Source organism: Salinarchaeum sp. IM2453, from assembly GCF_019693215.1.
In the GTDB taxonomy this organism is placed as follows: Archaea; Halobacteriota; Halobacteria; order Halobacteriales; family Salinarchaeaceae; genus IM2453.
On sequence record NZ_CP081183.1, the window covers coordinates 1624922 to 1638587 of the forward strand.

Annotated in this window: 17 protein-coding genes; all 17 read left to right on the top strand. The window is 47.2% G+C overall.

Features of this window, described 5'->3' with window-relative positions; all coding sequences use genetic code 11:
* Positions 1–4 precede the first annotated feature (4 nt).
* The 17 genes from K0C01_RS07820 to nuoL all read left to right on the top strand — a co-directional run bounded on the left by K0C01_RS07820 (position 5) and on the right by nuoL (position 13665).
* Positions 5–409, top strand: coding sequence for a helix-turn-helix domain-containing protein (locus K0C01_RS07820; protein ID WP_221169159.1), 405 nt, complete (start codon positions 5–7; stop codon positions 407–409).
* 209 nt (positions 410–618) lie between these two features.
* The gene (gene trxA, locus K0C01_RS07825; RefSeq protein WP_221169160.1) at positions 619–1044 is read left to right on the top strand and encodes a thioredoxin; all 426 of its coding nucleotides are present in this window, start codon (positions 619–621) and stop codon (positions 1042–1044) included.
* 23 nt (positions 1045–1067) lie between these two features.
* Positions 1068–2039, top strand: a complete 972-nt coding sequence (locus K0C01_RS07830; RefSeq protein WP_221169161.1) for an NAD(P)/FAD-dependent oxidoreductase — start codon at positions 1068–1070, stop codon at positions 2037–2039.
* A 63-nt stretch (positions 2040–2102) separates the two neighbouring features.
* The gene (locus tag K0C01_RS07835; RefSeq protein ID WP_221169162.1) at positions 2103–2303 is read left to right on the top strand and encodes a DUF7835 family putative zinc beta-ribbon protein; all 201 of its coding nucleotides are present in this window, start codon (positions 2103–2105) and stop codon (positions 2301–2303) included.
* A gap of 158 nt (positions 2304–2461) precedes the next feature.
* Positions 2462–3394, top strand: coding sequence for a methenyltetrahydromethanopterin cyclohydrolase (mch, locus tag K0C01_RS07840; RefSeq protein WP_221169163.1), 933 nt, complete (start codon positions 2462–2464; stop codon positions 3392–3394).
* Between the two features lie 246 nt (positions 3395–3640).
* Entirely contained in the window at positions 3641–4099 is a 459-nt protein-coding gene (locus K0C01_RS07845) for a type IV pilin N-terminal domain-containing protein (RefSeq protein WP_221169164.1), read from the top strand.
* 113 nt (positions 4100–4212) lie between these two features.
* Complete coding sequence (purK, locus tag K0C01_RS07850; RefSeq protein ID WP_221169165.1) at positions 4213–5376, top strand: 5-(carboxyamino)imidazole ribonucleotide synthase; 1164 nt, start codon at positions 4213–4215, stop codon at positions 5374–5376.
* A 46-nt stretch (positions 5377–5422) separates the two neighbouring features.
* Positions 5423–6061, top strand: coding sequence for a 5-(carboxyamino)imidazole ribonucleotide mutase (purE, locus tag K0C01_RS07855; RefSeq protein WP_221169166.1), 639 nt, complete (start codon positions 5423–5425; stop codon positions 6059–6061).
* 220 nt (positions 6062–6281) lie between these two features.
* A complete protein-coding gene (locus tag K0C01_RS07860; RefSeq protein WP_221169167.1) occupies positions 6282–6692 on the top strand; it encodes an NADH-quinone oxidoreductase subunit A in 411 nt (136 codons plus the stop codon).
* Positions 6689–7393: an NADH-quinone oxidoreductase subunit B gene (locus K0C01_RS07865; protein ID WP_221169168.1), complete on the top strand. Its 705-nt coding sequence runs from the start codon at positions 6689–6691 to the stop codon at positions 7391–7393. The genes K0C01_RS07860 and K0C01_RS07865 overlap by 4 nt, the downstream gene beginning before the upstream one ends.
* Positions 7390–9045 carry an NADH-quinone oxidoreductase subunit D gene (locus K0C01_RS07870; RefSeq protein WP_221169169.1) on the top strand — a complete coding sequence of 552 codons (1656 nt, stop codon included), beginning with the start codon at positions 7390–7392 and terminating at the stop codon, positions 9043–9045. Before K0C01_RS07865 ends, K0C01_RS07870 begins: the two co-directional genes overlap by 4 nt.
* Positions 9045–10130 (top strand): complex I subunit 1/NuoH family protein, encoded by a 1086-nt coding sequence (locus tag K0C01_RS07875; RefSeq protein WP_221169170.1) that lies wholly within the window; start codon positions 9045–9047, stop codon positions 10128–10130. Before K0C01_RS07870 ends, K0C01_RS07875 begins: the two co-directional genes overlap by 1 nt.
* Complete coding sequence (locus K0C01_RS07880; protein ID WP_221169171.1) at positions 10127–10588, top strand: NuoI/complex I 23 kDa subunit family protein; 462 nt, start codon at positions 10127–10129, stop codon at positions 10586–10588. The genes K0C01_RS07875 and K0C01_RS07880 overlap by 4 nt, the downstream gene beginning before the upstream one ends.
* A 203-nt stretch (positions 10589–10791) precedes the next feature.
* A complete protein-coding gene (locus K0C01_RS07885) occupies positions 10792–11055 on the top strand; it encodes an NADH-quinone oxidoreductase subunit J (RefSeq protein WP_221169172.1) in 264 nt (87 codons plus the stop codon).
* Positions 11055–11336, top strand: coding sequence for a hypothetical protein (locus tag K0C01_RS07890; protein ID WP_221169173.1), 282 nt, complete (start codon positions 11055–11057; stop codon positions 11334–11336). The genes K0C01_RS07885 and K0C01_RS07890 overlap by 1 nt, the downstream gene beginning before the upstream one ends.
* On the top strand, positions 11333–11638 hold the full coding sequence (nuoK, locus tag K0C01_RS07895) for an NADH-quinone oxidoreductase subunit NuoK (RefSeq protein ID WP_221169174.1): 306 nt from the start codon (positions 11333–11335) through the stop codon (positions 11636–11638). The genes K0C01_RS07890 and nuoK overlap by 4 nt, the downstream gene beginning before the upstream one ends.
* A 2-nt stretch (positions 11639–11640) precedes the next feature.
* Complete coding sequence (gene nuoL, locus K0C01_RS07900) at positions 11641–13665, top strand: NADH-quinone oxidoreductase subunit L (protein ID WP_221169175.1); 2025 nt, start codon at positions 11641–11643, stop codon at positions 13663–13665.
* Position 13666: the final 1 nt, after the last annotated feature.

The window sequence follows — 13666 nt, forward strand, 5'->3', positions numbered from 1 at the left end:
TACGATGTCTAGCTCAATGGCTGACCATCTTAATCAAGATATGCAGTGCGAAGGTCTGCTTCAGTGTCTACACGGCCTTCGTGAACTTGATAAAGAGGTGTATAAAACACTCGTCGACGCTAAGAATCCACTTACGGTTGACGAGATCGCATCCGAAGTCGAACGTGAACGTTCAACCGCCTATCGTGCTGTTCAACGGCTTCTGAATGCCGGATTTATCCAAAAAGAACAGGTTAACTACGAAGACGGTGGGTACTATCATGTATATCGCCCGGCCGATCCAGATCAGGTCGCTGAAGACATGCGACGTATTCTCAATGACTGGTATGCCAAAATGGGTCAACTTATTCAGGAATTCCAAAATAAATACTCTCAACAACAGACGTCGACCTCTTCGAACGAATACTGATTCCCCTTTGCTGATTAACCTATTATAGATTGGAAAGAGCAGAGCACAAAATATCCTCTCTGAGTATCATTTTACAAACACTCTGTTCCTGCCTGTCTCGCCACCATTCTACCCCTGTAATTATCGAAACAGTGCGACTGGTCACAGTATTGTGGAAAATAGGGATTACTATCCAAACAAATAAGACGGTCGACTGTCTATATATAGATATGACTGACGAACAATCCATTGAGGATATTCGCAAACAAAAACTGGAAGAACTTCAATCAAAGACCGGTGGCGAATCAGTTGATAGCTCTGCGTCCTCTACCCCGTCCGAACCAATCTATATTGACGGGTCAAGTCACCTCTCTGAGGTTGTCAATTCCCATAACTTGGTTTTAACTGATTTCTACGCTGACTGGTGTGGCCCATGCCAGATGATTGACCCAATCGTAACCGAGATCGCGGCTGAGACAGGGGTTACTGTTGCCAAAGTCGATATTGATGATCACCAACAGCTAGCCGCTCAATATGGGGTTCAGGGTGTTCCAACGCTGATTTTATTCAATAATGGAGATGCCACTGAACGTCTTGTTGGTATGCAACAAAAACCGCAGTTAATGCAGGTCATAAATAAGTACAAGTCTGCATAATTATACACTACCTACAAAATACCATGACTACAGAGAACAATTTTACACAGATTGATGTAGCGGTTATCGGTGCTGGTCCAGCGGGGACTAGCGCTGCGGTCTACACCGCTCGCGCTGATCAAGAGACGTATGTATTTGATGACGGTGGAGGGACAACAAGAGATGTCGGACTGATGGAAAATGTATTTGGATTTCCAGACGGTGTGACTGGCCCAGAGATAATGGAACTTGGTCGTGAACACGCAGAAAAGTTCGGTGCGACATTTGTCAACGAAGAGGTTGTTCGAATTGGTCGTAATGATGAAGAGAGTTATGAGATAGAAACAACCACAAACACGTATATTGCGAGAGGAATTATAATTGCAACTGGTGCTGCATACGAACCTCCCGCAATCAAAAACGTCGACGAGTTTGAGGGGAAGGGTGTCTCTTACTGTGTTGAATGTGACGCTTATTTCTATCGAGATAAACCGGTTGGTGTCATTGGGGCAGAAAACTACGCAGCAAAAGAGGCACTCATGTTACTTGATTACACTGATGAAGTCACTCTTCTAACTAACGGGAAAGAACTCGACGCAGATCCAGAACTTCAGGATCAACTTTCCGCTGCTGATATTTCAATCCGAACTGACAACCTAGATGAGCTAATTGGAGAGAGTACTCTTGAAGGTGTTGTCACAGACGATGGTGAAACGATTGAGATGGATGGATTATTCGTTGCTCTTGGAGCTGCAGGTGGAACTGACCTTGCAGAAATGATCGGTATCGCAACAGAGGGTCAATATATCAAAACAGACGAAGATGCGTCTACAAATGTCCCGCGAATCTACGCAGCGGGCGATGTCACTGGTGGCCAACAGCAAATCAATACATCAGTCGGAGAAGGGACGCGTGCTGGCATTGGACTTCTTGAAGAACTCCGGGGTACGTCTGGCTACAAAGATTATAAGAAACTTGAGTCCTCTAAGCAAGAGTCAACCGCTCCATCTCAATAACTCTTTGACGTCATACGCCTGTCGCACAGAAGTTTATATTTCCTCACATATAACGTAGAAGACGTGTCCCAACAAGAGTCAAACTTTGATTACCTCCAAGAGTACTGCCCCCACTGTGATGGTGAAACACCACACTCAGTAACGCTTGAAATCCGCACTGAAGCTGGTAGTAGCGATAATGTTGGCCATTCTCGAACTCCCTATCGTGTAACCGAGTGTCAACAGTGTGGCCATACATCATCCCGGCGGATGAATAATGTTTAGTCCTTTAATCTCACATCTGCCTTTTCCTGGATAAATAAAACAGTCAAACCTGAGCTGTAGCACGGATACTCAGTGGGGAAGCCTCTGCGACAGAGAGTATATTTGTCACACACTCTGTCAACGCTGCACTATTGTATGTGGATAGTGTGAATACATACATGGAAAGTCTCAACCGAATGTCAATCGAACTCGTCGATGAAGCTCTTGATTTTGCTGAGGAACTCGACATTGGTGCATACGAACTAGATAATGGTGCAACAGTACTCGATTTTGGCGTTGATTTTGACGGAGGGATCGAAGCAGGTTTACTATTGACCGAGATTCAAACTGCTGGCTTGGCAACAGTTCAATCACGTATTGACTCTGTTGCGGGCGTAACGCTTCCTCACATCGAACTGAGCACTGATCATCCTGCCCTTGCATTGCTTTGCTCACAGAAGGCTGGCTGGGAAATCTCTGTTGATGGATACGAAGCCTTAGGAAGCGGGCCTGCTCGTGCCCTTGTTGCCCAAGAGACTGAGTTTCAGGAACTCGACTACGTGGACATTTTTGATCTTACTGTTCTTGCGCTTGAGAGCGATACGCTTCCTTCGGATTCTGTTGCTGAGCATGTTGCAAACTTGGCTGATGTTGATACTTCAGGTGTTTTTCTCCCGACATTCCCAACAGCTAGTGTTGCTGGTGGCGTTTCACTTGCAGCACGTGCACCCGAACTTGCTTTATTCCGACTCTTTGAACTCGGATATGATCCTTCAGACGTAATAACCGCAAGCGGTACTGCTCCGTTGCCGCCTATACCTGCTGATGAGGATATTGCCATTGCACGTGCGAATGATGCTCTTGCATATGGCGGTAAAGCCCATCTTGTCGTCCGTGAGGATTTTGACCAGTTCTCCGAAGTTCCATCTTCTGCAACTAACGAATACGGCCGTCCATTTGAGCAAATCCTTGAGGAAGCCGACTGGGACTTCTATGCCATCGATGACGATGTTTTTGCGCCGGCTGATATTACAATCGATGTTGTTGGTGGGCCAACATACTCATTTGGCGAACCAAATGAGTCAATTCTCCAAGAGAGTTTTGAACTGTAAGTTGCCGTATAAATAATTCAAGACGATCATCAGGGGCTCGACTGTGGAATAAAGCGTGAGCATATAGGAATCAAGACAAATACCACAGATTTGCCACACAGTTATTGACCGTTGAATTGTGGGGAAGTACAGACCTCTTGAACCCCTGTGACTAACAATATCTTTGATAATATCAGTGCTGATAACTGACGAAACCCTCAAACCAGCTGCAAACGTATCCTTACTTGAAAAGCATTTGTGTAAGTAATGGCATTACGTAGTTTATATCATTCCCGTGGATCCGCTGACATTCTTGGGATTGTCGTCCTATTATTTATTTCATTAGCGATCATCGGAGCTACAGCAGTCTTTGGGGTCATTCTCTATGTTCCTGAGCCAACGACGACAAACCCGTCAGCTGAATTCACGTTCGAGCATGATGACTCGGCGACTGATACGATGATAATTGACCATACTTCTGGTGACCGGATACCCAGTGATGCCGTTCGCATTGATATTGAGGGTGCTGATCCTCGGCTCGATGATAAAACATTGTACTGGGCAAATTTCACGGATAATGAATACGTCTATGAAAACAGCATTGAAATCACAAGGGATAGTCTCGACATCAATGATCTCCTCGATCTTAGTGAAGCATCAATCGAACTGCATGTTGAGGATGAGGATGATGGGGAAGAGACACGCGTTGGCCGCTGGCCGATATAATTCTGTAACTGTTTGTTAATCCAAATTCTTTGGCCTCAGCAGTTGAAGAGGTTAACGACAGATAGCGACGAAAACGCCACTCGTATATGAAAGCTAGCAAAATCGATACGTATATGCAACATCTCACAACTCCTGGTCCGACAGTCGGGGTTGTTGGTGGTGGACAACTCGGTCGTATGCTCGCTGAAGCGGCATCTCCTCTTGGAGTAGAGTTGATAGTACTTGATCCAACCCCGAATTGTCCTGCATCGTCTGTCGCTGAAAATCAGATTGTTGCTGATTTTGATGACCCTGATGCTATCATGGAGCTTGGAAAGAAAGTCGATGTATTAACATTCGAAATCGAGTTGGCTTCCCCTGACTTGCTTGAAAAAGTTCACAACGAGATTGGTGTTCCGGTCCACCCTGATCCTGATACATTGCGCATGATACAGGATAAATACGTCCAAAAGCAGCGGCTCGCTGATGCTGATATTCCTGTCCCCACATTTACCGAAGTTACATCTCAGGGAGATCTAGAAACCGCACTGGATGAGCTGGGTTCTGTAATGGTCAAAGCAAAAGAGGGTGGCTATGACGGCCGAGGAAACGTCCCCGTCGAATCACTTGAAGAAATTGAATCGGCACTTTCAGTTGTTGATCAAGGGGCTATGGCTGAGGAGTTCCTAGATTTCAAACGCGAACTTTCGGTAATCGGTATTAAAGGAGCAGACGACTCCAGGGCCTTTCCGGTCGGTGAAAACATCCACCGTGACGAAATCCTTCGTGAAACCGTTGTCCCAGCACGTGCACCGGAGAATGTTCTGGAGGAAGCACGTTCTGTTGCGCTTGATGTTCTTGAGCTAATGGATGGACGCGGGGTGTTTGGTATCGAGTTATTCCAAACCACAGATGATGCAATTCTAGTTAATGAAATTGCTCCTCGTCCACATAACTCTGGTCACTGGACTATTGAGGGAGCTGTCTCATCTCAGTTTGAGCAGCATATTCGTGCTGTTCTTGGCTGGCCGCTTGCTTCGACGGCACAACGCTGTCCAACTGCTATGCTAAACCTGCTTGGAGATGTTGATAAGAATGTTCCTGCGAAGCTTGCTGGTGTTGAGACTCTTCTTGATAGCCCTGGTGTGTCTTTACATTGGTATGGTAAAAGAGAAGCGCGACCTCTTCGCAAGTTAGGTCACATAACGTTAACCGCTGATGGGTCGGACCTCGATGAAGTCAATCAATTACTATCTCGTGGAAAAGAACTACGAGACAAAACTACATTCATCGAGTAAGACTAAATCCGTCCCTTCTTTGTGAGATGATTACATATATTGGTGTATGGCAGATGAAGTTTCAGCGATAATTAATGCGCTTCATGAAGAAGCGAGTACGGAACGACCACTTGAATCAACCCCTGATATTGGTATTATTATGGGGTCAGATTCTGATCTTGATGTCATGATGGGCACTGATGATGACTCTGGTGCATACCATGCGCTTGTCGAGAAACTTGGGTTTGCAGAAGTAACTGATTATGACAACCCACCGGCAGAACGTTTTACGTTTGAAACGTATGTGGTTTCGGCTCATCGGACCCCGGACCTTATGACGGCATACGCGGAAACAGCAGCAGACCGAGGAATTGAAGTCATTATTGCCGGTGCAGGTGGAAAATCTGCCGATCTTCCTAACATGACTGCATCTATTGCGTACCCGCTTCCGGTAATTGGCGTGCCGGTTCAGGAGAAGTCAGTCGATTCTGTTATTGGGATGCCAACTGGAGCGCCAATTACTGCAGTTGACGCCGGGAAATCATTTAATGCTGCACTCTCTGCTGTGCAAGTCCTCTCTCGAAAGCATCCTGAACTTCGAGATAGACTAATCGCATATCATGACCAGCTTCGATCAGATGTCGGAGAAACTTCACAAGCGTTACATCAGCTTGGAACTCCGACGTTCCGGAATCAACGTCAGTGATTACACGACCACGTCTAACAGAGCAAGTATTACAGCGGTAGCGAGACGAGTCAAACAGAGGAGGCTGTCGAGGACACAAGCAGACAAAGGATCTGCCGTCGGCTATGACACAAATTAGCAGGATCGTCGAACTGTTAAACTAAATAAAATCCGGAGAATTCCTCTAAACTTCTGAACGCTTATATGGGTGGCTTCACTACAGGGGCACAACTGTGAGAACATGAGCCAATGGATCGCTATCGGTGCGCTGGCACTTGTCGCAATAGCTATTCCGTTAGTCATGATGTTTGCGTCATGGCTGTTGCGTCCCAGCGTTCCCGAAAAAGGCAAACGCACAACCTACGAAAGTGGGGAAGTGCCTACTGGGACGACGAGAAGTCGGTTCAACATCCAGTACTACATGGTTGCACTATTGTTCCTCGTCTTCGACGTGGAAACGGTGCTGATCTTCCCATGGGCAATGGCCTACCCAGAAGCAATTGACAAGGTTGGAACAGGACAGGCACTGATCCCAATGCTTGTATTTATTGGAATCTTACTGCTTGGCCTGGTCTGGGCATGGAGAACCGGTGCTATCCGATGGATACGTAGCGACTCCCAGAAATCAGTCTTACGGAGGGTAGAACAATGAGTAATGAACCGATTGAGAAACTCGAAGGTAGTGCAGATCCACAAACAGCAACACGAGAGGCAAGAACTGGAGAAGGGTTGGACAATCGTTTTAATTCTAAGCTTCGGTCTGCGTTCGGATCTGCCCCGTTCATTCTTACCAAGTTTGATAAGTTCATGAACTGGGCACGAGGATCATCGATGTTTATGTTGCAGTTTGGAATTGCCTGTTGTAGTATTGAGATGATGCACACCTATTCGGTCAAGCACGACCTTGACCGATTCGGGGCTGGTGTTCCTCGAGCTTCACCACGACAGGCGGATGTGATTATCATCCCTGGAACTATTGTTTCGAAGTTTGCTCCTCGAATGAAGCGCGTCTATGATCAAATGCCTGAGCCGAAGTTCGTCATTAATATGGGATCATGTGCAATTTCTGGAGGGCCGTTCCAGGAAGGATACAATGTCGTTAAAGGAGCCGAAGAGGTCATTCCGGTTGACATTCACGTCCCTGGATGTCCTCCTCGTCCAGAGGCACTGATTTACGGTGTTGCAAAGCTACAGGAACGAATTTCGGAAGGTGAATCGTCGCCTGTTGTAGTTAAGCCGTATGAACTTGAGCAGTTCTCTGATCTAGAACGCGATGAGGTGGTCGATAAACTCGCTGCACAGATTGATGAGGAAGATCTAATCATGCGATATAACTGGGCTGATTCACCATGAGCACGCCAGAAGAAGTCATCTCGGAGGAAGAACAATCCTCCATCGCTGATATTCAGTCGCTTGTTGGTGAATATATCATTGAAACAGAGACGCACATCAATGCACCAGCAATTGTTATTCGACCAGATGACACGCAGACAGTTCTGCAAACGCTTCGTCAGGACGCTGGATTTGATCATCTCTCCTGTGTTACTGCACAGGAATACCAGGATCGTTTCGAGTCCATTTACCACCTCAAGAAATTTGATGATCCCACTGACGAGCTGAGTGTTGTCGTACCTGTTCCACGGGATGCTCCAATAAGCCAAAGTGCTGAACCAGTATTCCGCACTGCTGACTGGCATGAACGAGAAGCCTACGATCTGCTTGGCATCCAGTATGATGAACATCCAGATCACCGTCGAATTCTCCTTCCTGAAACGTGGCAGGGACATCCTCTTCGAGAAGACTATGACCAAGATCGTCCACAGATTGTCCCATTCCGTGCGCACGAAAACCCAATTGAGAAAAATGTAGATGGAGACGGGGATACGATGTTTATTAACATCGGTCCTCATCACCCAGCAACACACGGCGTGCTTCATCTAAAAACCGTTCTTGACGGTGAGCAGGTCGTTGATGTTGAATCTGACATTGGGTACCTTCACCGCTGTGAAGAGCAAATCTGTCAGCAAAGCACCTACCGGCATCAGATTATGCCATATCCTGATCGGTGGGACTACATTTCCTCAGGTCTCCTCAATGAGTGGGCATATGCTCGGGTGGCAGAGGATCTCGCTGACATTGATGTTCCAGAATATGCCCAAGTTATTCGTACAATGGGAGCAGAGATGTGTCGAATTGCATCTCACATGCTGGCCCTAGCAACGTTCGCCCTCGACGTTAACGGTGACTTTACAGCTGGGTTCATGTATGCGATCCGCGAACGTGAAAAAGTCGAGGACTTACTTGAAGAACTCACCGGCCAGCGGTTGATGTTTAATTACTTCCGGCTTGGTGGTCTCGCGTGGGATATCCCAGAGCCTCGAGAGCAATTCTTTGAAAATACACGTAGCTTCCTGAATGATCTTCCAGAGGCTGTACAGGAGTTCCATAATCTACTGACGAACAACGAAATCTATCAGGCTCGGACAATTGGCACTGGTATTCTTGAGCCTGATGTTGCCAGGGACTACGGTTGCACTGGTCCGGTACTTCGAGGGTCCGGAGTTGACTATGACTTGCGAAGAGATGACCCATACGGATACTATGATGAACTTGACTGGGACGTTGTCACTGAAGACGGGAAAGACAACTACTCCCGTGTGCTTGTCCGTATGCGCGAGGTCGAACAGTCTGCTCGGATCATCGATCAGTGTATTGATCTACTCGAAGACTGGCCAGAAGATGAACGAGATGTTCAATCGAATGTACCACGAAAAGTGGCTCCTGACGCTGGCCAAGAAATCTACCGCGCCGTTGAGGGTGCTAAAGGTGAACTTGGAATTTACGTACGCACAGATGGGACTGATAAGCCTGCCCGGTTTAAGATCCGAAGTCCGTGCTTCTCAAACCTGCAGGCATTACCAGAGATGGCCGAAGGTGAATACGTTCCAGACCTTGTTGCTGCCCTTGGAAGTCTTGATATTGTTCTTGGGGAGGTGGATCGATAATGACGACATTATCAACTACACCACTGCCGGAATGGATTGCTGATCTAGCTGGCCTCGATGGCAGCATGGGATCGTTTGTTGGTGGAATTGTTGGAGCTCTTGTTATCGTGAGCTTGCTCCTTGCGATGTCAGCTGTCGCTGGACCGTGGGCTAAACGAAAGATTACGGCTGCATTCACTGATCGAATTGCTGTTAGTCGACTTGGACCGTTCGGCTTATTCTTCATCGTTGCCGACTCGATTCGATTACTCTCCAAGGAACTTATTATACCTGAGAACGCCGACCGGCCTGCATACGACATTGCCCCGATTATAATTGTTCTGTCAGCACTACTCGGATTTGCTATTATCCCAATGGGGTCGATTGCAGGCGTTGAGTTCCAACTGGCTGACCCTGACTCAGGACTTGTCTTGCTCTTTGCATTCTCATCGCTAGCTACGATTGGCCTTGTTGTCGGCGGCTATGCATCAGCAAATAAGTATTCGACACTCGGCTCACTGCGATCAGTTGCACAGAGTGTTGCATATGAGATTCCACTGGTAGTCATTGCAATCTCTGTTGTTCTGCTTGTTGGAGGGCTCGGAGAAAGTAATGCGTTAGCACTCTCTACAATTGTTGAAGCTCAACAGCAGGAACTGGTGTCCGTAGCAGGCCTCTCAATCCCTGCTTGGTTCATTTTCCTTAATCCATTTGCATTTATCCTTTTCCTAGTTGCCAGCCTTGCCGAGGTTGGGCGTAATCCGTTTGATATCCCAGAAGCGCCTACTGAAATTGTCGCTGGGTACCAAACAGAATACTCTTCAGTATACTTCGTCCTCTTCTACCTTGGTGAGTTCCTCCATATCTTCCTCAGTGCAGGTATTATTACCGTTCTTTTCCTTGGAGGTGGATCAGGGCCAGTTCTTCCGGGCTTAGTCTGGTTTATCATCAAACTCTGGATCATCTTCTTGCTCACTCAGTGGGCTCGTGCTGCATTACCACGCTTCCGCATTGACCAACTCATTGCTATTGGCTGGAAAGGACTGTTAGTTTTAAGTTTCGCCAATCTAATACTCACAGCAGTTATCGTTGGGGTGATAGTATGATTGGTGTGCTCAAGTCCATGGCGACAACGATGAAACATGCGTTAGGTGGTGAAACGTTTACTGTCCGTTACCCGGAGGAAACCCCGGACGTTAGTGCTCGATTCCGCGGTATTCATAAATACAGCCAAGAACGCTGTATCTGGTGTCGACAGTGTGAGAACGTCTGTCCAAATGACACGATTCAGATTGTGATGGACGATAAACGTAATGGGGAACGGTATAATCTCCACGTCGGGCAGTGTATTTACTGCCGACTTTGTGAGGAAGTCTGCCCGACTGATGCGATCCTGTTAACACAAAACTTTGAGTTTACTGGTGATACTAAAGATGATCTTGTGTATAACAAGGATCAACTTCGCGCTGTCCCTTGGTATAAAGACTCTGATCCGCTTGCTGCCAGAGAACCGGATCGAAGCGCGTGGGTCGGTGAAGGGGATGACGAACTCGACTACCAGTAGTTAGTTTTGCCCACATTTTTAAATCGAATTGCTTTGTTATTGTATTTCCTTCTCATTCTTCATGATTCATAATACTAATACATCTTCGAAGTATCAATATATGTTCATTTGCTGGTGCTGTTCCGTCGTATTTTGCCGCAAGTTTTAGCCAATACGATTCTATTTAGTAATCTTGAAAAAGCCCCCCACACATCTAATTCTCAATGTCACAATTCGGCACAGTCGCATTTGCGCTGTTTTCCATTCTTCTGGTTGGGAGTAGTCTCGGTGCCGTTCTCATGCGAGAAGTCTGGCACAGCGCCCTTCTCCTCGGTGTCGCCTTGGTGTCGGTGGCAGCATTGTATGTCACGCTCAGTGCCGAGCTCCTTGCTGCCATACAGATCCTTGTTTATGTCGGAGGGGTGCTGGTCTTGATTGCATTCGCTGTCATGTTAACTGAATCAGATGAACCGGAGGTGAGTAGCTAATGGCCCGTCCTCGATTACACCTTGGACGCCATCTACTTCCTGGTATCGTCGCTATTGGGATTTTTATCCTAATAGCTGCTACCACACTTAGCATTGAGTTTACTGATTCTGTCGGCACATTTGAACCGAATATCATCGAAGAGATCGGACTATCCCTTGTCAACGCTGCATCTGAAGCTGACGGATACCTTGTTCCGTTGATTTTAATTGCACTTCTGCTTGATGCAGCCCTTGACGGAGCCGTGTACCTTGCCAGAAGAGATGGAGGTGAGCAAGAATGAACATTGGAGTTGAATATTATTTACTCATCTCAGCAGCAGTGTTTAGCATCGGATTGTTCGGTGTTCTTACCCGGAGGAATGCACTGATGTTTCTAATCTCTGTTGAGCTCATGCTTAACGCTGCGAACCTCAATCTTGTTGCGTTTGCACTCCACTATGGTGACCTTTCTGGGCAGATATTCGCGCTGTTTGTTGTTGGACTTGCTGCTGCTGAGGTGGCGATTGGTATCGGAATCATATTAGTACTGTATCGTAAGTTTGACTCACTCGACGTTACACTCGCTACAACGAGGAGGTGGTAATCATGTCGGAACTAATCGAATCTGCTTGGATCATTGCGGTCCTTCCATTCCTATCGTTCGTCATTGCACTGGTTACTGGTAAATATCTTCCAAAGAAAGGGGCTATCCCTGGTATCTTGGCAACAGCGGCCTCATTAGCCATTTCCATCTGGGCGTTCTTCCAAGTGTACAATGGCAATGAGGTCTATGAAAATGAGCTGTATACGTGGGTCGGTGCTGACGCGATCGAATTGACGTTTGGAATTCTAATTGATCCACTATCAGCCTTGATGCTCATTATTGTCTCTTTGATTGCCACGCTCGTTCATATCTTCTCGCTTGGATACATGAACCATGACCCAGGCCATCGTGAACGAGGGGGGCTTCCACGATACTATGCCAGCCTTGGACTCTTCACGGCCAGTATGCTCGCATTTGTCTTTTCATCAAATCTACTGATGGCGTTTATTTTCTTCGAGCTTGTTGGCCTGTGTTCGTATCTCCTGATTGGATTCTGGCAAAGTGATCGAGCACCACCGAGTGCCGCAAAGAAGGCATTCCTAGTTACTCGGTTTGGTGATTACTTCTTCCTGATTGGCGTCGTCGGAGTGTTAGCTACCTTCGGTACTGGAGCATTCTATGATGGGTTCCCTGAGATGACACAAAGCATCATCGATGGCGGGGATAATGCTGCCGATGTTGTCAACTGGATCCCAGGCGATCTTGACGCAGAAACGTGGTTCACTATCTTAGGTCTACTAGTCCTCGGGGGTGTAATTGGTAAGTCCGCACAGTTCCCGCTTCATACATGGTTGCCTGACGCAATGGAAGGCCCAACACCTGTTTCAGCCCTCATTCACGCGGCGACAATGGTCGCTGCTGGCGTTTATCTTGTGGCTCGGATGTTCGGCTTCTATGCGGTCCTTGAGGTTGCTCTGATCGTAATTGCATTCATTGGAGGATTCACAGCACTCTTCGCAGCAACCATGGGCGTTGTCAAAGATGATCTCAAGCAGGTGCTTGCATACTCGACAATTTCCCAGTATGGCTACATGATGCTCGGACTTGGCGTCGGGGGATATGTTGCGGCGACATTCCACCTTATGAATCACGCGTACTTCAAGGCGCTTCTGTTCCTTGGTGCTGGCGCCATCATCGTTGCAACGCACCATCACCAAGACATGTGGAAACTTGGTGGGCTCAAAGACAAAATGCCAATTGTACATTACACGTTCTTAGCTGGGGCACTCGCACTTGCTGGTGTTATCCCACTATCTGGATTCTGGTCAAAAGATGAGATCCTTTATGACGCTCTCCTTGTTGGACTTGAAGAACCTCTGTTCTTGGCCGCATACGGAATGGCGCTCCTTTCAGTCTTCCTCACCGGGTTCTATACGTTCCGGATGTATTTCCTCACCTTCCATGGAGAGCCCCGGTCTGAATATGCAAAAGATCCTGAACCGCTTGGCTGGGATATCAAATTCCCACTCGGTATCCTCGGTATTCTCGCCGTTGTTGCTGGTCTTGTTAATATGAAACCAGTTGACGAGTTAGTCAGTCCTGACATTCTATATCTTGAAAGCTGGCTGGATGACTTTGGATTTGAAACGCTGGCCTATACCGAATACACCGATGTCTACCAGTTTGGTGCCGCTGAGTTGGCACCATTTATTCCGGCTGGAATCGCTCTTGCGCTCGCTCTTGCTGGCATTTACTTTGCACATCTGTTCTACAACGTGCCGTCGCCAGCACAGCGGTTCGAAGACCCAGGTCCTGTTGCTCAAGTTGTAAAACACAACTACTACCAAGATGAGATTCAGGTTTGGATCGCACAGAATCTTGGTCTTGGCGTTGCTCGTAGTGCTAACACGTTCGACCAAGGCGTAATCGATGGAATTGTTAACGGAGCCGGTGGTATCAGCCTTGCTGGTGGTGATCGTGTCCGTCGGATCCAGAGTGGATTCCTTAATAACTACATCTTACTGATACTCCTTTCATTGTTCGTGTTAACAGCTGTACTCGGAGTTAACTGGGGGTGGTGGCTATGAC

Bases quoted from the DNA above. Each gene is read 5' to 3' on its own strand.
- K0C01_RS07820 (WP_221169159.1), top strand. From the start codon at position 5: ATGTCTAGCTCAATGGCTGACCATCTTAATCAAGATATGCAGTGCGAA.
- trxA (WP_221169160.1), top strand. From the start codon at position 619: ATGACTGACGAACAATCCATTGAGGATATTCGCAAACAAAAACTGGAA.
- K0C01_RS07830 (WP_221169161.1), top strand. From the start codon at position 1,068: ATGACTACAGAGAACAATTTTACACAGATTGATGTAGCGGTTATCGGT.
- mch (WP_221169163.1), top strand. From the start codon at position 2,462: ATGGAAAGTCTCAACCGAATGTCAATCGAACTCGTCGATGAAGCTCTT.
- K0C01_RS07845 (WP_221169164.1), top strand. From the start codon at position 3,641: ATGGCATTACGTAGTTTATATCATTCCCGTGGATCCGCTGACATTCTT.
- purK (WP_221169165.1), top strand. From the start codon at position 4,213: ATGCAACATCTCACAACTCCTGGTCCGACAGTCGGGGTTGTTGGTGGT.
- purE (WP_221169166.1), top strand. From the start codon at position 5,423: ATGGCAGATGAAGTTTCAGCGATAATTAATGCGCTTCATGAAGAAGCG.
- K0C01_RS07860 (WP_221169167.1), top strand. From the start codon at position 6,282: ATGAGCCAATGGATCGCTATCGGTGCGCTGGCACTTGTCGCAATAGCT.
- K0C01_RS07865 (WP_221169168.1), top strand. From the start codon at position 6,689: ATGAGTAATGAACCGATTGAGAAACTCGAAGGTAGTGCAGATCCACAA.
- K0C01_RS07870 (WP_221169169.1), top strand. From the start codon at position 7,390: ATGAGCACGCCAGAAGAAGTCATCTCGGAGGAAGAACAATCCTCCATC.
- K0C01_RS07875 (WP_221169170.1), top strand. From the start codon at position 9,045: ATGACGACATTATCAACTACACCACTGCCGGAATGGATTGCTGATCTA.
- K0C01_RS07880 (WP_221169171.1), top strand. From the start codon at position 10,127: ATGATTGGTGTGCTCAAGTCCATGGCGACAACGATGAAACATGCGTTA.
- K0C01_RS07885 (WP_221169172.1), top strand. From the start codon at position 10,792: ATGTCACAATTCGGCACAGTCGCATTTGCGCTGTTTTCCATTCTTCTG.
- K0C01_RS07890 (WP_221169173.1), top strand. From the start codon at position 11,055: ATGGCCCGTCCTCGATTACACCTTGGACGCCATCTACTTCCTGGTATC.
- nuoK (WP_221169174.1), top strand. From the start codon at position 11,333: ATGAACATTGGAGTTGAATATTATTTACTCATCTCAGCAGCAGTGTTT.
- nuoL (WP_221169175.1), top strand. From the start codon at position 11,641: ATGTCGGAACTAATCGAATCTGCTTGGATCATTGCGGTCCTTCCATTC.